This is a genomic window from Brevibacillus fulvus (assembly GCF_016908525.1).
GTDB lineage: Bacteria > Bacillota > Bacilli > Brevibacillales > Brevibacillaceae > Brevibacillus_G > Brevibacillus_G fulvus.
Window position 1 is genome coordinate 63557 of the sequence record NZ_JAFBEB010000013.1, and the last position, 18707, is coordinate 82263.

Sequence of the window (18707 nt, forward strand, 5' to 3'; positions counted from 1 at the left end):
GATCCTATCTGCGAGTAAAGTACGCAACCAGGCGGTCGCCAATCGTTTGCAGGATCTGTACCAATACAAGCAAGATGACTACTGTCACAATCATTACATCGGTTTGGAACCGCTGGTAACCGTAGCGAATCGCCAAGTCACCCAGCCCGCCGCCGCCGATCGCACCGGACATGGCCGTGTAGGAGACCAGCGCGACGGTCGTAATCGTAATGCCGGCAATCAGCCCGGGACGGGATTCCGGCAGCAACACTTTCCAAATGATCTGCCACTTGGAAGCACCCATGGATTGGGCTGCTTCGATCACGCCGCGGTCAACCTCGCGCAGCGAAGTCTCGACCAAACGGGCAAAAAACGGCGCCGCTCCGATCACCAATGGCGGAATCGACCCTTGAACCCCGAGCGAGGTCCCGACAATTAACCGAGTGAGCGGAATCAACATAATCATCAGGATAATAAATGGAACAGACCGTAATATATTGACAATAAAGGAGAGTACCGCATATAACGCCTTGTTTTGCAGCAGTTGCCCCCGCGAAGTAAGGAACAGCAAGATCCCCAACGGCAACCCGATAATCGCCGTAAACAAGGTTGAAAACGCAAGCATGGTCAACGTGTCAAGGGAGCCTTGCCAAATTTCCGCCCAGTCGACATTTTCAAATGTTATGGACAATCAAATCACCTCCACTTCCAACCCGCGCTGACGCAACGAGCCGATCGTCTTGTTGACTTGCTCCTGGTCTGCTTCCAATTCCACAATCAGCTGGCCATATGGGGTATCTTTCATCCGTGAAATTGTTCCCTGCAAAATATTGAACGGCGTTCCCGTCTCTAGCATCGTCTGAAACAATACCGGCTGATACGTCTGACTGCCAAGGAAAGTGATGCGGATCATCGTCCGATCTTTGTCGGCCTTTTCGTGGGAGACGATTTCCTTCAACTCGACAGAATCCGCTACCTGCTCCACAAACTCCTGGGTAGTGGGATGCTGCGGTTTGAGGAACACATCAACCACATTTCCCATCTCGACAATTTTCCCTCCGTCGATGACTGCCACCCGATCGCAAACCGCCCGGATCACATGCATCTCATGGGTAATCAGGACAATCGTCAAGCCTAATTTGCGATTGATGTCTCTCAGCAAGGCCAGAATCGAATTGGTCGTTTGCGGGTCGAGCGCCGATGTCGCTTCATCGCACAGCAGCACCTTCGGATCGCTGGCCAATGCCCGCGCAATCCCGACCCGCTGCTTTTGCCCTCCTGACAGCTGCGCCGGATATTTGTTCCGATGCGCTTCCAAGCCGACCAATGTCAGCAATTCCGTCACTTTCTGCTCAATCTCCGCCTTTGGCCGTTTCGCCAGTTTAAGCGGAAACGCCACGTTTTCAGCGACAGTCGCCGATGAGAGCAGATTAAAATGTTGAAAGATCATGCCGATCTGCCGACGCTGCTCCTGCAACTGCCGATCGTCCAGATTCATCAGATCGGTGCCGTCGACCACGACCCTGCCCGATGTCGGACGCTCCAACAGGTTGATGCAGCGGATCAAGGTACTTTTTCCCGCACCGGAGTGACCGATAACGCCGAAAATTTCCCCTTTTTCAATTGAAAGATCTATACCCTGCAAGGCAGGGACAATATGTCCATCCACCTGGTATCCTTTATGCAAGTTTTCCAGTTGAATCATTCTGCTCACCTCCACTCCTTCCTCCATTCAAGCAAAAAGCCCTTTTCGCATGACGAAAAGGGCAGACTAACACGCTCTTCCCTTCTCATCTTTCAAGATTTTTTGCAATCTTGTAGGAATTGGCACCGCGACACTCACGTTTCAGGTGAGCCGGTTGCCGGGCTTCATCGGGCCTGTCCCTCCGCCACTCTTGATAAGAAGTCGATATTTTATTCATTCATTTTCAAAAATGATCTATCCATGAGATGGATTATAAGCGAGAGAGGAGCCACAAGTCAACGGGAAATTTCGCCAGCGCTCTCTTGCTTTTTATGAGGCCTGTTTGGTGTCCTCTTGAGAATTTGTCTGTTCATTGTCCGACAGATGGTTGATCTTCTCCTGCACAAATTCCTGCACCTGGTCTTCGTCAGGAATCAACACGGAACCTCCCCTGCTGGCCTCGCGAAACTCACCCATTGGCGGGAGCTGGTATTGGCCGGATTGTTCCAAGGTCAAGCCAAGCGCCCCCAGTTTCAGCATATCCATGGAGCTGATGTTGGTTTGAATATATGGACTGATGCTTTTCAGGATGTCTGGCAACTGAAGCAACGCCGTCCCGCTTTTCAGTTTCTCGGCCAATGCTCCCAACAATTTGCGTTGCCGCTCCGTCCGGGTAAAGTCAGACATCGCATCGTGGCGGAACCGGACATATTGCAGGGCCTGATCGCCATTAAGCAGCTGCAAGCCTTTTTCCAAATCGATATCGTACAAGCCTTTATCGGTCGGATCGTGATAATGCATCGCTTTTTCCACATCAACCTGCACGCCGCCCAGCGTATCGATCAATCCTTTAAACCCTTCAAAATCGGTGATGACATAGCGGTCAACCTGCAGTCCCGTAAATTCGCTGACCGTCTCCATCGCCAATTCCGGTCCGCCATCGACCAGCGCAGAGTTGATCTTCGCTTTTCCATGTCCCGGAATCTCCACATACGTGTCGCGGAGTACGGAAAATAGATCGTATTTCTTGCTGACCGGATCGATGCTGACCACCATCATCGAATCGGAACGCGGCAAAACTCCTTCTTGCTGCCCGCGTCGGTCCACGCCCATCAGCAAAATATTGACACGTTCCGTACCGCCCCAGACCGGAATCTCCGCCGCGGCTTCTGCTGCCGAATCGGTGCCATTATTGACAATGCTTGGGCTTTGTACGTCATTCATAAAAGAATGAATTGCATATGCATAATATCCGCCCACTCCACACAAGATAAGCAGACAGAGTAGTAACAGGACTCTGACCTTTTTTATTTTTCGTTTTTTTCTCAAACCAAACGCCACCTTTTTACATCAATCGACTTCTGCCCATTCGTTTAGTATACTCGATTTTTTCAAAAGGTGGCGAGGTGGATTCATGAAATTGTGGCGAATTTTGTCGTTCTACTTTTGGTTGGAGACGCGTCCCAGTCCCTGAAACTTCATCGAAGGAGCGACTTTTAATGCGCCGCCGATTCCAGCGACAAACGTCGGTACCCCGCCTGCCACGAAAATCAATGCCCAGTCTCGGAGCGTCAGATCGACTGTTTTAAAAATCGGCTGCAACGGATCAAGGTAAATCACGGCGATAACGAGCAACAGAGAGGAAATGACTGACATCACCAAATATTTGTTCTCGAAAGGATTGCGGTGAAAAACGGAATATTCGCTGCGGCAATCAAACACGTGGATGAGCTGCGCCATTACCAACGTGGCAAAAGCGACGGTTTGGGCATGGTTCAGGTTGCTGTAGTCTTCATGCAGCGTCAGCCAGAAAGCAAGCAAGGTCATCGCTCCGATCAAAAAGCCCCTGCTGATAATTTTCCAGCCCAATCCTCTGGCAAAAATATTTTCATCGCGTCTCCGCGGTTTATGATACATCGTATCCGCCTCAGCCTGGTCTACTCCCAAAGCCATCGCCGGCAGTCCATCGGTCACCAGATTGACCCACAAAATCTGGATCGGGATCAACGGAAGCGGCATGCCCAGCAACATGGCGAAAAACATGACCAAAATTTCGCCGACATTGGATGCCAACAGGTAGCGAATAAATTTCCGCACATTATCGTAAATGTTGCGCCCCTCTTCAACGGACGCGACGATCGTGGCAAAATTGTCATCGCGCAAAATCAAATCGGCTGCTTCCTTGGTTACATCCGTTCCGGTAATTCCCATGGCGATGCCGATGTCGGCCGACTTGATCGCCGGAGCATCGTTTACCCCGTCGCCGGTCATGGCAACCACATGTCCCTTGCTTTGCAGCGTCCGGACGATGCGCAGTTTATGTTCCGGAGATACCCGGGAAAATACGGCAATCCGGTCAATGATTTGCAACAATTCCTCATCGCTCAGCTGATTCAACTCATGTCCTTCAATCGCTTCGAGGCCGCTTCGCAATATCCCGATCTCGCGGGCGATCGCCTCAGCCGTTACCCGATGGTCGCCCGTAATCATCACGGTTCTGATCCCCGCCTGGCGACATAGAGCGATCGCCTGCTTCACTTCCTCCCGCGGCGGATCGATCATGCCAGCCATCCCAACGAAAATCAACTGATTTTCCAGAGAGTGTGCCGGCTCGCTTTCCTTGTATTGCTTTAATGGTTTATAAGCGAAACCCAACACACGCAAAGCTTGCTCAGCCATATCTTCGGTCTTCTGCAGTATTTGCCGGCGCAGCCTGTGCGTCAACAGCACGACCTCGCCTTGCCAGAGGACGTGACTGCAGCGTTGCAGAAGGGCTTCAACCGCTCCCTTGCAAAGCAAGGTAACAGAACCATCCGCTTCCTGATCAATCACCGACATCATTTTTCGTTCGGAATCAAACGGCAATTCATCAATTCGCTGCGCTTCGGCAGCCGCTTTGCCAAGAGGAGCCGCCTTCCTCGCCAGCACGAGCAGCGCTCCTTCCGTCGGGTCGCCGACGACGCGCCAAATCTTGCCGGGCTGACCCAAATTTAACCGTTTCCGCTCCGTTTGTTCCTCTTCCAGCAAACTGGCGTTGTTGCATCGTTCAGCAATCCGCACCAATTGCTGCAGAGCAAGGTCCGGCGTAGTTATCTTTTTGCCGTTGCTTCTGATTTCGCCTTTTGGTTCATAGCCGCTGCCGGTTACTTCATACAGCTGATCGCTTTGCCACAGGTGAGTGACAGTCATTTTATTTTGCGTCAGCGTACCGGTTTTGTCCGAACAAATCACCGATGCGCAGCCCAGTGTTTCCACGGAAGGCAGCTTGCGTACAATCGCGTTTCGCTTGATCATACGCTGCACGCCAAGCGCCAACGCAATCGTCACGATGGCCGGCAGTCCCTCGGGAATGGCTGCCACCGCCAGGCTGACCCCGGCCAAAAACATCGTGAACAAAGGCTGTCCATGCCAGACACCGGCTATAATGACGACGATCGTCAGCACAATCGCGACCGCCACGAGAATTTTCCCCATTTGCTCCAGCCGTTGTTGCAACGGCGTTTCTGCCGTTTCAGCCTGACTGATCAAATGAGCGATTTTGCCCAACTCTGTCGTCATCCCGGTTGTTACAACGATCCCTTTTCCCGTACCGCCGGTAACCATCGTCCCCATAAATGCGAGATTTTTTTGATCGCCAAGCGGAATCGCCGTTTTTTTGGCAGAAAGCTCCTTTTCCGATTTGGCTACCGGCACGGATTCGCCCGTTAAGGCAGATTCCTCAATTTCCAAGCGGCTGGCAGCGAGCAGGCGCAAATCGGCGGGAACCCGGTCGCCCGCTTCCAGCAACACCAGATCGCCCGGTACGAGCTCGGAAGCAGGAATCATCATCGGCTTTCCTTCCCTCACAACCCGGGCCATCGGGGAAGCCATCTGTTTTAAAGCTTGCAATGATTTTTCCGCACGGGCCTCCTGAATAAAGCCGAGAATGCCATTAATCAAAATAATGGCCACAATCGTGATGGCATCAAGATACTCGCCTAAAAAAAACGAAATGATCGTGGCGATCAGCAAAATCACCACCATAAAGTCCTTGAACTGGTTGAAAAATACGGCCAGCAGCGAATCCCGTTTCGCATCGTTCAACTGGTTAGGACCATAGCGGTTCAGCCTTGCTCGCGCTTCCTTGCTGGTCAGCCCACTCTCCATGTTACAGTCCAGTAGGGAAGTCAGTTCAGCAGGTGATACCAAATACCACGGTTTTGATGATTGCGCAGACACGGTCATCTCCTCCATTGCTTCAACTCTACCTTCATGTGTATGCAGACGAGCCTTGCGCTATGTACGCATATTTTTTAAACTTTATTGTTTTCTATGTATATTTTATTTTGTATAATTTGGAAAAATCTCTGAATGAAAAAAGGTGAGAGCATGATCTTTTCCCAACCTGTCCGCCGGCTGCAGGCCGCACACATAGACACAAAAAACGCCTCCGTTTTAATTACGGAGGCGTTTCTCGTCAAAACCTTAGTCGCAATATTTGTCATATGCTTCGGTAAGCAGCGAAGCGATCGTTTCCAAATCATTGTTTTCAATTTGGTGCCGTTCAATCATCGTCACCAGCTTGCCATCTTTCAACAAAGCAAACGAAGGGGAAGACGGCGGATACGGTTCAAAGTATTCGCGGGCTTTTGCCGTCGCTTCTTTGTCTTGGCCAGCGAACACGGTGTACAGGTGATCCGGCTTTTTCTCGTGATTCAGCGAATGAGCGACAGCCGGGCGGGCCAGACCTGCGGCGCAACCGCACACGGAATTGACCACAACCAACGTTGTGCCTTTCAATTCCGGCAACGTTTTTTCCACTTCCTCCGGTGTCCGCAGTTCAGTAAATCCTACACGCGTCAATTCATCGCGCATCGGTTGAATTACTTGGCTCATATAAGCTTCATATGACATCATGGCGATTCACTCCTTTATCAACATTTCCTTGATGATTACAAGCAGTAAAGCTCAATTCCTATTATACTCCTACTTGCCGCCGAGGAGAATCTCGCAAGTGCAGGATTCGTTTGCCACAACTGGCACCGCTGTCCCGCCCCCGCCTTACACTTCCATCAAAATGGTCAAGATCATCGGATTTCGTCCGGTTCGCTCGTAGATGAACGGCTTCAGCACTTCATTGATCTGTGACTTTAACTCAGTCCATTCCTTGATTTTTTTGTCCAAGGCGGAGGCCAGCTTCTGCCGTACCAGCACAGTCGCTTCCTGGATCAACGATTCCGAGCCGCGGACATAGACGAAGCCCCGGCTGACAATATCCGGTCCGGTGAGAATTTTAAAGTTTTTCATGTCAATGCTGACCACCACGACCATCAGCCCGTCTTCGGCCAGATGTTTCCGGTCGCGCAACACGATGTTGCCGACGTCGCCGATTCCGCTGCCATCGATCAGCACCAGACCGGCATTGACTTTTTCCAGCCAGGCGCTTTCCCGATTGCAGCACAGCACATCGCCGTTATCCATCACAAAAATGTTTTCGCTTTTAATGCCGACCTGTTCCGCCATTTTGGCGTGCATCTTCAGCATGCGGTACTCCCCGTGAATCGGAATAAAATAACGCGGCCGAATCATGCTCAACATCAATTTCAATTCTTCGCTGCTGCCGTGACCGGAAGCATGGATCTCGAACAAAGAACCGTGCACGACATTGGCGCCCGCCCGATACAATTTGTCGATCGTGCGGCTGACGTTGACGGTATTCCCCGGAATCGGCGAAGCGGAAATAATCACGGTATCTTCCGGATAAATTTGGACGGTCCGATGAGAGCCCGAGGCGATGCGCGTCAGCGCTGCCATTGGTTCACCCTGGCTTCCGGTACAGATGATCAGGATTTGATTATCCGCGTAATTGTCGATCTGTTTAATGTCGATCAACATTCCTTCAGGCATCTGAATATATCCCAATTCCTGTCCGATCATAAACACTTTTTCCATGCTGCGCCCAATGACGGCCACTTTTCGATTATGCTCTTTCGCCGCATCGACGACTTGTTGCAGCCGGTGAACATTGGAGGCGAAAGTTGCGAGAATGATTCTGCCCCTCGCTTTGGCGACAATATCCATAATGCCTTCGCCGACCGCCCGCTCCGACATGGTAAACCCGGGCCGTTCGCTGTTGGTGCTGTCCGATAGCAAAGCCAACACGTCCCCCATGCCGATCTTGGCAATTTTGCCAAATTCCGTAGGACTGCCGACTGGCGTCATATCCAGCTTGAAGTCGCCCGTATGCACGACCATGCCCTCCGGGGTATGCACGACAATTCCGTAAGAATCGGGAATACTGTGATTCGTGCGGAAAAAGGTAACTTGCAAGCGATCAAAGTTGAGCACCGTATCTTCGTTGATCGGCAACAGCTGCGCTTCATGCTGAAGGCGATGCTCTTCCAATTTGGACTTGACCAGCCCCAAAGTCAGTCTTCCTCCATAAATCGGCATCTTGATCTGTCGGAGCACGTAAGGTATCGCCCCGATATGGTCCTCGTGACCATGCGTCAACAGCATCGCCTTGATTTTGTGCTGATTTTCCACCAGGTAGGAAATATCGGGAATGACCAAATCAATCCCGAACATCTCATTTTCCGGAAACTTTACCCCGGAATCGATAATCAGGATTTCGTCCTCGTATTCCACACAATACATATTTTTGCCGATTTCTCCAAGTCCGCCCATGGCAAAGATTCTTACATGGCTCAAATAAATTCCTCCTAATCTATCTTTGATCAAACGTTTGTTCCGTTAGCAAAAAGCCCGTCCGCTCCAACGACTTGATGGCGTTGTTGATAACGCACCAGCAAAGAAGCTGACAAATTCGTTCCTTTCGCTTCTTTTCACCCACATGAAAAAGAAAGAAACATAGTTGACCCGCTCACAGCATACTTTCTATATTGTACCACATTGTGCCAGTTTCGTTTCATTTTCTTGTTGAAAGCTGGAACAGTTCGTACCGGTTTTGCTTGTCCTTCCTTATGTATTCCTAATATCTGGCGGACTCATTCGGTGAACGCTCTTATGTCTTATGTTATGGCGAAAACAAAAAAGGGGTGCCGCCTGCCAAAATCAGGTTTCGGCCGAGGCCCCCTCTGCTTTCGAAAGCAAACTTCCACTTAATCTGCGAGCTGCTCCATATCAGCCATAATCTTGTCAATATCCATTTCATCCGCCATTCCGTAAGCGCGGCGCATATTTCCTTCTCCATCGATCAAAAACGTGCGCATCGTATGCACATACAAGCCGTCCGGCTGTTTCATGATCCCGACGCCAAACTGTTTGGCCACATCAAATACGGTCTGTTCCTCTCCCCGCAGGAAGATCCAGCCCGTCGGATCATATGAAAACTTCTCGGCATAATTGCGCAGGACCTCCGGCGTATCGTGCTCAGGATCAAACGTAACCGACAAGAAGACCACTTTGTCGCCAAACAGGTTCTCCTGCTTCAGTTTTTCCTGGAGATACTCCATATTTTTGGAAGTTTGCGGGCAAACGTCCGGACATTGCGTATAAATGAACGTCACGAGGCGAACTTTCCCTGCTGTATCCTGAAAATGAAACGGGCTGCCATCGAGATGTTCCAGCGTAAAATCATTGATCGGTTTCATTACCGGTATTTGCTTGCTTTGCCAATACTGATAGCCAACGACCCCGGCGATCGCGACGATCATAACAGCCGCCAACACGGCAAACCAGTACCGTTGCCAAAAACCGGCCTCCTCTTGTCTTTCCTGTATATCCGCTTGATCATTCATCGGTCTCTCCCCCTCTATCGCTATGGATTGATCGTCAATTCGTAAGCAAACGACGTCTGGTTGCCGGAACCGTCCTCCCAGACCAATTCGATTGTCCAGTCTCCATCCATCATCAGGTTGGGTCCCTCAGCCGTCCAGTGTCCGTCTGTGTCAACAGCCAACGGAAGCTCGCTTTTGCCGTGATCCATCCCCGCCATGGAAAAATGCAGCGTACTTTTGCCAGTTGTCACTCGCTGTCCCTGTTCATCGGTAATTTGCACTTGAAAGGTATTCGGTCCGACAATGCCAGGATTGACGATTAACTCTGCCTTTTTCCCTTGTTGTTCCGCTTGCTGTTCAATCACCTGGGGCTGATTTGCATTTCCTTGTCCACAACCGGCCAACACCGCGATCGACAGGCCGAGTATCACAAGCCAGCGTTTCATTTCATTCGTCCCTCCAGCACACTCCAGTCTTGTTTGTCTGCATCTGTTAACCTGGCTATTACATGAAACAGGTGTCAGACCGGATCTCTGACACCTGCTTGGCATCTCACTGTTCCACTTTACCTGGCCAGGCCAGCATGCCGCCTACCATATTGGTTGCATCATATCCTAAATCAGTCAGGTATTGCGTCGCCCGGTGGCTGCGCGCCCCGCTTCGGCAAACCATATAAACCGGCTTTTCAACATCCAATTCATCGATTCGCGCCGGGAGCGACATCAGCGGTATCAGCTTCGCTTGCGGAATATGCCCCTCGTTCCATTCCTCCGGTTCCCGCACATCAATGACTTGAATATCTTCACCCTGTTCCAGTTTGGCCATTAATTGTTCCGGTGTAATCTCTTTTACTTGATCCTCCATGTTTTCTACCTCCGAACTGCAGTCTTGTCTTATTGTCTATGATAGCACAAGCCCCAACCCTATCGCCACTTTCCCTGCACATACCGAGCGTCAAATAAAAACAGGCGAAGCAGCAGCAACAGCGACGGGAGCAGCAGGCAAAGCCCGGCGATAAACCCGATGACCAGCGAACGGCCCATCGCTGAGTCGGTGATGCTGGTGTGAATGGTGATGGACGGATAAAGGATATAAGGAAGATGCGATAACCCGTAGCCAAAAAAGGCAAACGCAAACTGCAGCATCACCAGGATGAAGCCCCAGCCGTACCCGTCTCGTCCCAACAGCAAGGCCAGCGCGCCTAAAAAGCAGGCAAATGAACAGAGAAACAGCCAGCTGTGCTCCAGCATGTTGGCAAAATGCAGCGGGTTGTGCTCATAAATGGATAAAAAAACGAGAAAGCTGGCAAAAATCGTCGGCAAACTCCAAAACAGGGCAAACGAACGCAACAATTTGGCAGCCTTGAGGTCTTCAGCTTTTTTGGCATAATAGGCCAGAAAATAGGCGCTGATAAATAACACGCTCACCAAGGCCAGGAAGACAACCGACCAGGCATACGGACTGGTCAGCAGCTCGTCGGCCAGCAGCTGTGGTGAACTCCCGCTTTGCCCGATAAACCCCCCCTCCGAGATGGTCAAAAACATCGACAGCGACGCCGGTATCAAGAGTCCCGTTACACCGTAAACCATGTGGAACAGCCAATGATCGCGGACACCGTAATGGGCAAACGCATAGAAGGAGCCCCGCAGCGAGAGCAGCACAAGAAACAGACTGCCAGGCACCAGCGCGGCTGTGCCGAAGTAATAGGCGGTGTCGGGGAAAAATCCGATCAAACCAACGACAAAGAAGATCAAAAATACATTGGTAACCTCCCAGACAGGCGACAAATATCGCTCAATCACTTGATTGACGATATGTTCCCGTCCTGTCGTCTTGCAGTAAAAGGAAAAAAAGCCGGCGCCAAAATCAATGGAAGCCGTAATGATATAGCCATACAAAAAGACCCACAAGATCGTAATGCCCATCAGTGGCAAATCCATAAATCACTGCCTCCTCCAGCCGCTCGCTCATCGCAACTCTGAGTCGAACGGCCGCTCATGAAACATTTTGCGCAAGACCACGGTACAGACTGCCGCGATAAAAAGGTACAATCCGACAAACAAAAGCAGCATCTTGTCGACATGTTCCGCTGTTGTCGCCGCATGCTCCGTTTTCATATACCCCACCAAAATCCACGGCTGCCGTCCCAGTTCCGAGAAAATCCAGCCCAGTTCGATCGCCAGCAAGGAAAGCGGTGCGGCGAGGACGATTGCCCGCAGCCAGCCTTTTGCCGGCCCCCTTTTTTTCTGCCAACGCAGGCCGAGAACATATCCCGCAGGAAGCACCAGCATATAAATTCCAATAGCGACCATCCCGTCAAACAAATAATGAATAACCAACGGCGGCCAATACGCCATCGGCACCTGGTCGAGGCCCTTGACCAGACCGTCTGCCGAGCCCGTCGCCAAAATACTGAGGGCATACGGGATTTTCAGCCCGTAATTCACTTCCCAGCTGTTTTGATCCAACACGCCGCCCAACACCAACGGAGCACGCCGATCCGTATGGAAGTGCCACTCTGCTGCCGCCAGTTTTTCCGGCTGGTATTGGGCCAAATATTTGCCGGCGATATCCCCCCAAAGCGCAGTGGCAAGCGAGAAGAAAAAGGCAGCAGTCAAGGTAAGGCGCAAAGCTTTTAGATGATAGGGATGGCTGCTGCCTCTAAGCAGGCGGAGAGCGGCGATCGCAGCCAAGACGTAGGCAGAAGCGGCATAAGAAGAGAAGATCATATGGCCCGCTTTTGATGGAGTCGCCGGATTAAACATCGCGAGCAACGGCTGAATGTCGACGATGCGGCCATCGACGAGCGAAAAACCTTGGGGAGCGTTCATAAAGGCATTGACCGACATGATAAAAAAGGCGGAAGCGGTAGAGCCAAGAATGACCGGAAGAGAGAACAGCCAGTGCAGATATGGCTGTCTGAAACGATTCCATGTATACAAATAGATGCCAAGAAAAATCGCTTCGAAGAAAAAGGCGAACGTTTCCAAAAACAGCGGCAAGGCAATCGCTTCACCGGCGACGCGCATAAAGCTGGGCCAAAGCAAACTGAGCTGCAAAGCGATGCAGGTGCCGGTCACCACCCCGACCGCGACCGGTACCGTAAAACCTCTCACCCAGCGTTTGGCCATCAGGAGATAATGCTGATCGTTTCGCCGGATGCCCAGCCATTCCGCGATCGAGATCAGCACCGGAATTCCGACGCCAAGCGCAGCAAAAATAATATGAAACCCAAGTGTGACCGACGTAAGGATGCGAGCCAGCATGGTCTGATCCAATTCCATTCTACTCCCCTCCTGATAAAAGCTTATGGGGCTTGCCGCGGAAAGAGGACAGCCATTTGTGGCATTTTCATTCCAAACCATTCCCTGCAGATTACTTGGAAAAAAGCAATTGACTGCCTGGCTGAATTTTCTTATAATTGCTATCAGCTAACAAAAACTGGATATGTTTCATCAAGAGTGGTGGAGGGACTGGCCCGATGAAGCCCGGCAACCGGCACAGATGTGCTTGGTGCTAATTCCTGCAGAATCTGCGAAACGATTCTGAGAGATGAACTGGCGATACACGCTGCGTGTTCCACAGCCTTCTTCTCTCAGAAGAAGGCTGTTTTCTTATCCAATTTGCAAAACGAAAAGGAGAGATCTGCATGTCCACTCATCCGCAATGGAAAGCCGAAACGATTGCTCTTCACGGAGGTCAAGAACCCGATCCGGTTACCGGGTCCCGCGCTGTTCCCATCTATCAAACGAGTTCCTATGTGTTCCGTGATGCCGACCATGCCGCCAATCTGTTTGCCCTTAAGGAATTCGGCAACATCTACACCCGCATCATGAACCCGACCCAAGATGTGTTCGAAAAACGGGTTGCCCTGCTCGAAGGCGGCGTCGGCGCTTTGGCGACCGCTTCGGGGCAAGCGGCGATTACGTTTGCCATCCTCAATATTGCCCAGGCAGGCGATGAGATTGTCTCATCAAGCAGCTTGTACGGCGGGACTTACAATCTGTTTGCCCACACGCTGAAACGGCTTGGCATTACTGTTCACTTCGTCGACCAATCCAATCCGGAAAACTTCCGCGAAAAAATAAATGAGCGAACCAAGGCGATCTATACCGAAACAATCGGAAATCCGCGGATCGATATTGCCGATTTGCAGGCGATTGCCGCTATCGCCCATGAGCACGGCATTCCGTTGATCGTCGACAATACGTTTGCCACGCCGATCTTGAACCGGCCGTTTGACCACGGCGCCGATATTGTGGTGCATTCTGCGACCAAATTTATCGGCGGACATGGCACATCGATCGGCGGGATTATTGTCGACTCCGGAAAGTTCGACTGGAAAAACGGAAAATTTCCCGGTTTGACCACACCTGATCCGAGCTACCATGGCGTGGTATACACGGAAGCGGTAGGCAACCTCGCCTATATCATCAAGGCGCGTGTTCAACTGCAGCGCGACATTGGCGCAGCAGTCGCTCCGATCAATGCCTTTCTGTTCCTGCAAGGTCTGGAAACGCTGCATCTGCGCATGGAGCGGCACAGTCAAAACGCTTTGGCCGTGGCCCGCTTCCTCGCTGCCCACCCGCAAGTCGAATGGGTGAACTATCCCGGTCTGGAGGGAGACTCGCAATATGCCCTTGCGCAAAAATATTTACCGAAAGGGCAAGGCGCCATCCTTACCTTTGGGATTAAAGGCGGGGTGAAGGAAGGGCGAAAATTGCTGGAGTCGACCCAGTTGTTCTCCCATTTGGCCAATGTGGGCGATTCCAAGTCGTTGATCATCCATCCCGCCAGCACCACTCACCAACAGTTGTCGGAGGAGGAGCAACGCTTGGCCGGGGTCACGCCGGAGTTGATTCGTCTCTCTGTCGGCACAGAAGCGATTGAGGATATCCTCGAAGACCTTGAGCAAGCGTTGAAAAAAGCGGCTCAGTAAAGTTTTTGGGCAAAAGGGCGGTCTGTTTAGGCACCTACCCAGTTTCCCGCTCATATTCTGTTGTTGCGAATGTAAGGAGGGAATCTGCCGTGAGTGACTTTCAACAGACCGCTCTGTTTGAACATCGTTTCTGGTTGCAAGTATTGGGCGACCATTCTCGCTTTATTTTTGACAGTTTGGCGCCCGGTGAAGTAGAGCTGGCGCAGACGGCCAATCATTTTATCCTCGTGTTCGATCAATTGTTGCAACGTTCCCGAACGGAACTTTCGGTTACCGACATCCAGACGCTAAATCAACAGGCGCTTTATTACGCGATGGAGCTGCGCAACTTCAAACTGAACCTTTTAAAAAGATTGCTGACAAAAGAAGTGACGATCCATCTGCCCCCGACTTTTATCAATCACATGGTCAATGAAGTGGACGAATATTTGCGGATATTGCCATACTTGATCGCTGGTCAAACGCCGCCCGCTTGCCATCCGCTTCACTACCATCTGATCTGGCTGCCGGACGCCTCCGGACATGCGGCGACGATCTCCAGCACCGTTGATCCTGTCGAAACCGAGACAAGGGCAAAATCGGATGAATACCGGAGACGTTTTGATCAGCTGTTTATCAAGGCTTACGAAATGGCTGGCTATTTGCGCGCCAATCTCGAGCAATTTCCGGCCTTGACCCGGTTTAATCTCGATGTCGAGTTGGAGATTAAATTGTTTCAGCGGTTTTTGGAGGAAATTGAGGAATTGGAAATCAATGACCAATTGTTGGGGACGCTTTCTCCCTTGTTCCCCGATCATATGGCGCGGGAAGAATGCTATTATTTGACGAAGCTCTCGCAAGTATCCGAACTGGAACAGCCCGATTGCGACCCGACCCAGCCGCGCAACGAAGCGGATTAAGCGGATTAAGCAGATGGCTCTCTCCATCGTTTGCAGGGAGGGCAACCAACGGAAAAAGGATGAATTACGGGGAAAAGGGAACATCCCTCTTCCGCGGCAATTCATCCTGTTTTTTACTATCGGCTTTGGCAGGTTGGCTGCCATCCTGCTGCTATTCCGGCATTACACCCGTATAGTTGGACTGCGGACGGATAATCCGGTTGTTTGCCGCCTGTTCCAGCACGTGAGCGGACCAGCCGACTACCCTGCTGACCGCAAACGTCGGCGTAAAGATCGCGTCGTCAAGACCGACAGCGCGCATTACGGCCGCAGCAAAAAATTCAACATTGGTATTCAGTTTCCGATTCGGTTTGTACTCAGCGAGCAGTTTTAAACCAACTTGTTCCACATGAGTGGCCAAATCAAACCACGGATCATCGGCCGACAGTTCGGAAGCGACCACACGCAAGGCCGTTGCCCGCGGATCAATCGTTTTATAAACGCGGTGGCCAAACCCCATCAAGCGCTCACCCTTTTCCAGTTTGGCCCGCAGCCAAGGTTCGGCATTTTCCTTTGTCCCGATTTGTTCAATCATTTCCGTCACTTCCGACGGAGCTCCGCCATGCAGCGGTCCTTTCAACGCACCGATCGCCGCGGTGATGGACGAGATCAAATCAGACCGCGTAGATGCCACGACTCGAGCCGCAAAGGTGGAGGCGTTCATACCGTGTTCCTGGGTAAGAATCAGATAGGCATCAAGCGCACGCACATGAGCCGGATGGGGTATCTCTCCTTTAAGCATATACAAATAATTGGCGGTATGGTCGAGCGCCGAATTCGGTTCCAGCGGCTCGGTTCCTTGCAAGCACGCCTGCCGATAAGCAACGATCGTCGGCATCTTGGCCGTCAAGGAAATCACCTGCTCCAAAGTAGGCGGCCATGCGTGGGTTGGCTCGGCCAGCAACGAAACTCCCGTGCGCAACACGCTCATCATATCAACATCCGCGGGAATCTGGTCCAGCGCGGCTTTTACATGTGCCGGCAAAGTCCGGTTCGCTTTCAACTTCTCTTTCAGCGCATTCAGCTGCTGCTCGGTTGGCAACTCCCCGTACCAGAGCAGGTGCGCCACTTCTTCAAACGTATGGTGAATCGCCAAATCTCTCGCCCAGTGATTGCGATAGACAAGCAGTCCATTCTGTCCGTCAACCAGGCTCAGGTCGGTTTCCGCGACGACAACGTTATCCAAACCGATTGCGATGATATTTTCTGCCATCTCGTTCACTCCTTATTTCCATTTCCTGTTTTTAGTATAGCAATCGGCTTCTAACAGCGGAAATAAAAGAAATAAGGTTTATTGATTACGATTTATAATCAAATTTCTATCTAATCTGGTGGGGATCAACCTCGGTAAACGGCGCATAGAGTGCCGCCAAAATATCGATAAACTGTTTTACCGCTGAAGACGAGACAACCTTCGGCAACACCAGGTACGATCCCACCTTGGGCAATTCCAAACCCGGCGTTTCCAACTCAAGAAAACGGTTTTCAAACAGATCGCGGCTGATGGCTGAGCGGGGCAAAAACGATACCCCCAACCCTTCTTCAATAAACCGTTTGGCGATATCGACCTGCGAGACGACCATCGTGCGAAAGGTCAGTCCTTTCTGGCGCAGCCTCATCAACAAGTCATCCCAATAGCCCGGATGATTATGGGTAAGCAATCGTCTCGTCGCCAACTCCTGTTCCCAATCCGGCAATGGCGCTTCCATATCCCCGCCGCTATGCGGCACTACATAGACGATGGGGTCGTAGTTCAGCAAGTATGTCGTCACCTGAAATTCACCGGGAATCATCCGCGATAACCCCAAATCGGCTTGCCCGCTTTGCACCAAAGCGCCGATCTCCACAGACTCGGCGATCTTGATGGAAATGTCGACATCCGGATAAGCTTTCGTGTAACGGTGAATGAGGCTGAGCAGCGAAGTCCGGGCGATCGTTGGCGAAACAGCAAGCTGCAATTTTTCGATATATCCCTGCCGCCAGGCCACCAACTCTTCCATTCCGCTATGCCACTGCTCCAGCATGCTTTTCGCCAGCGGCAAAAACCGTTCTCCTTCCGCCGTCAGTTTGACTCGCTTGCCGTAACGGACAAACAGCGTGAAGCCCAGCTCTTTTTCCAAATTGCGGATATGCTGGCTCACCGTCGGCTGGGCAATAAACAGCAGTTCCGCGGTTTGATGAAAATTTTCTGTATGCGCCGCGGTGACAAATGTTTGCAATAACCGGAGATCAATAAGGCAACTCTCCTTTCCTCCACATCCGCTTTACCAAATCGCCTTGATTCGCGCTGCCGCCTGTCCGGCTTCTTCCAGCAATTTTGCCATAATCGCCGCGGCAGTTTCTTCTTTTTTCAACATGGCCACTCCCTGTCCGGCCCATAATGACATCAATTCGCTGTTTCCTTGTTCGGCAGCTGCGCTGCGAATTTCCCGCGTCAGCTGATTTTGCAACGGATAGGGAAGCGTTTGCAGCTGTTGTTGGATCGCCGAGTTGATCAACTGATTGCGCAGTCCTCGCGCCGGTCTTCCCGAAAAAGCGCGCGTCAGCACCGTGTCGGTTTCGCCGGCGTCCAGCAGACGCTGCTTGTAAGCAGGATGGGCAGTACTTTCCCGGCAAGCCAAAAAACGGGTTCCCAGTTGAATCGCGTCAGCACCGAGCGCCAGAGCAGCGACCAGCGCCTGTCCGTTCATCATTCCGCCGGCAGCCACAATAGGCAGATCGGGCAACTGCTCGGTGAGCAACGATACCAGCGGCAGTGTTCCGATGCACTGTCCTTCTCCCGCCGCTTCGATGCCAAACGTCCCCCGATGTCCGCCCGCCTCGCCGCCTTGCGCAACAATCGCATCCACTCCAATCTGCCGCAGCGTACGCGCCTCCTCCAGCGTGGTGGCCATTCCGATTACTTTCATCCCGGCATCGCGCGCCGCTTGCGCATATTGCTCGGAAGCGGAAAAGGCAAAGCTGAATACTGGAACTTTTTCTTCGACAATAATTTCAAAACATTGCGGAACATCGTCGGCAAAATGCGGCAGTTCTCCCGACCAGGCAGTCAATCCGACAGACTCGCGCAGTTGATTGATCCACTCGATCAATTCCAAAGAAACTGTTGCTTCTCCTCCCGGGCCGGCAATCAGCAAGTTGACCGCAAACGGTTTGTTGGTCAGCTGTTTGATCTGACGGATCGCCTGGCGCAAAGCTTCCGGTTTCATATAGGCAGCGCCCAGTGTTCCCAAGCCCCCAGCCTCCGAAACAGCGGCCACCAATTGCGGTGAGGTGATATTTCCGGCCATTCCCGCCAAAACAATCGGCACCTCAATGCCAAATTTCTCTGTGAAACGAGTGGAAAAGCGTGTCATCCAGAATGTCTCCTTTCGCCAGGGATATTTTTATCTTCTATGCTAATGGATTCTGTTTCTTCGCAAAATTCCCTCCAGTTTCCTATAAAAAAC

The 18707-nt window shown here is 51.6% G+C and carries 16 protein-coding genes and 2 riboswitches; of the genes, 2 read left to right on the forward strand and 14 right to left on the reverse strand.

The window, feature by feature from the left end; all coding sequences use genetic code 11:
• Positions 1 to 4: 4 nt before the first annotated feature.
• The 11 genes from JOD01_RS15990 to JOD01_RS16040 form a co-directional block, all read right to left on the reverse strand.
• A complete protein-coding gene (locus JOD01_RS15990) occupies positions 5 to 670 on the reverse strand; it encodes a methionine ABC transporter permease (protein WP_204519314.1) in 666 nt (221 codons plus the stop codon).
• Positions 671 to 1684: a methionine ABC transporter ATP-binding protein gene (locus JOD01_RS15995; RefSeq protein ID WP_204519355.1), complete on the reverse strand. Its 1014-nt coding sequence runs from the start codon at positions 1682 to 1684 to the stop codon at positions 671 to 673.
• A gap of 82 nt (positions 1685 to 1766) precedes the next feature.
• Positions 1767 to 1884, reverse strand: a riboswitch (SAM riboswitch).
• Between the two features lie 109 nt (positions 1885 to 1993).
• Complete coding sequence (locus tag JOD01_RS16000; protein WP_420829099.1) at positions 1994 to 2974, reverse strand: LCP family protein; 981 nt, start codon at positions 2972 to 2974, stop codon at positions 1994 to 1996.
• Positions 2975 to 3103: 129 nt separating this feature from the next.
• A complete protein-coding gene (locus tag JOD01_RS16005; protein WP_420829097.1) occupies positions 3104 to 5881 on the reverse strand; it encodes a calcium-translocating P-type ATPase, SERCA-type in 2778 nt (925 codons plus the stop codon).
• 246 nt (positions 5882 to 6127) lie between these two features.
• Entirely contained in the window at positions 6128 to 6559 is a 432-nt protein-coding gene (locus JOD01_RS16010) for a BrxA/BrxB family bacilliredoxin (protein WP_204519316.1), read from the reverse strand.
• A gap of 144 nt (positions 6560 to 6703) precedes the next feature.
• Positions 6704 to 8353, reverse strand: coding sequence for a ribonuclease J1 (gene rnjA, locus JOD01_RS16015; protein WP_275581967.1), 1650 nt, complete (start codon positions 8351 to 8353; stop codon positions 6704 to 6706).
• Positions 8354 to 8763: 410 nt separating this feature from the next.
• A complete protein-coding gene (locus tag JOD01_RS16020) occupies positions 8764 to 9402 on the reverse strand; it encodes an SCO family protein (RefSeq protein ID WP_239565503.1) in 639 nt (212 codons plus the stop codon).
• A gap of 20 nt (positions 9403 to 9422) precedes the next feature.
• The gene (locus JOD01_RS16025) at positions 9423 to 9827 is read right to left on the reverse strand and encodes a FixH family protein (protein ID WP_204519317.1); all 405 of its coding nucleotides are present in this window, start codon (positions 9825 to 9827) and stop codon (positions 9423 to 9425) included.
• Between the two features lie 106 nt (positions 9828 to 9933).
• The gene (locus JOD01_RS16030; RefSeq protein ID WP_204519318.1) at positions 9934 to 10245 is read right to left on the reverse strand and encodes a rhodanese-like domain-containing protein; all 312 of its coding nucleotides are present in this window, start codon (positions 10243 to 10245) and stop codon (positions 9934 to 9936) included.
• Between the two features lie 59 nt (positions 10246 to 10304).
• Positions 10305 to 11321 carry a cytochrome d ubiquinol oxidase subunit II gene (locus JOD01_RS16035; protein ID WP_204519319.1) on the reverse strand — a complete coding sequence of 339 codons (1017 nt, stop codon included), beginning with the start codon at positions 11319 to 11321 and terminating at the stop codon, positions 10305 to 10307.
• A gap of 27 nt (positions 11322 to 11348) precedes the next feature.
• A complete protein-coding gene (locus JOD01_RS16040; protein WP_204519320.1) occupies positions 11349 to 12665 on the reverse strand; it encodes a cytochrome ubiquinol oxidase subunit I in 1317 nt (438 codons plus the stop codon).
• A gap of 165 nt (positions 12666 to 12830) precedes the next feature.
• A riboswitch (SAM riboswitch) is annotated at positions 12831 to 12940 on the forward strand.
• 90 nt (positions 12941 to 13030) lie between these two features.
• On the opposite strand from JOD01_RS16040, the gene JOD01_RS16045 reads away from it, so the two are divergent.
• Positions 13031 to 14320 (forward strand): homocysteine synthase, encoded by a 1290-nt coding sequence (locus tag JOD01_RS16045; protein ID WP_204519321.1) that lies wholly within the window; start codon positions 13031 to 13033, stop codon positions 14318 to 14320.
• An 89-nt stretch (positions 14321 to 14409) separates the two neighbouring features.
• On the forward strand, positions 14410 to 15219 hold the full coding sequence (locus JOD01_RS16050) for a DUF2935 domain-containing protein (RefSeq protein ID WP_204519322.1): 810 nt from the start codon (positions 14410 to 14412) through the stop codon (positions 15217 to 15219).
• 151 nt (positions 15220 to 15370) lie between these two features.
• Here JOD01_RS16050 and JOD01_RS16055 read toward each other — a convergent pair whose 3' ends face one another.
• From JOD01_RS16055 to JOD01_RS16065, 3 genes are all read right to left on the reverse strand, one after another.
• Complete coding sequence (locus JOD01_RS16055) at positions 15371 to 16471, reverse strand: citrate synthase/methylcitrate synthase (protein ID WP_204519323.1); 1101 nt, start codon at positions 16469 to 16471, stop codon at positions 15371 to 15373.
• 106 nt (positions 16472 to 16577) lie between these two features.
• Positions 16578 to 17492, reverse strand: coding sequence for a LysR substrate-binding domain-containing protein (locus tag JOD01_RS16060; RefSeq protein WP_204519359.1), 915 nt, complete (start codon positions 17490 to 17492; stop codon positions 16578 to 16580).
• 30 nt (positions 17493 to 17522) lie between these two features.
• Entirely contained in the window at positions 17523 to 18614 is a 1092-nt protein-coding gene (locus tag JOD01_RS16065) for an NAD(P)H-dependent flavin oxidoreductase (RefSeq protein ID WP_204519324.1), read from the reverse strand.
• Positions 18615 to 18707: the final 93 nt, after the last annotated feature.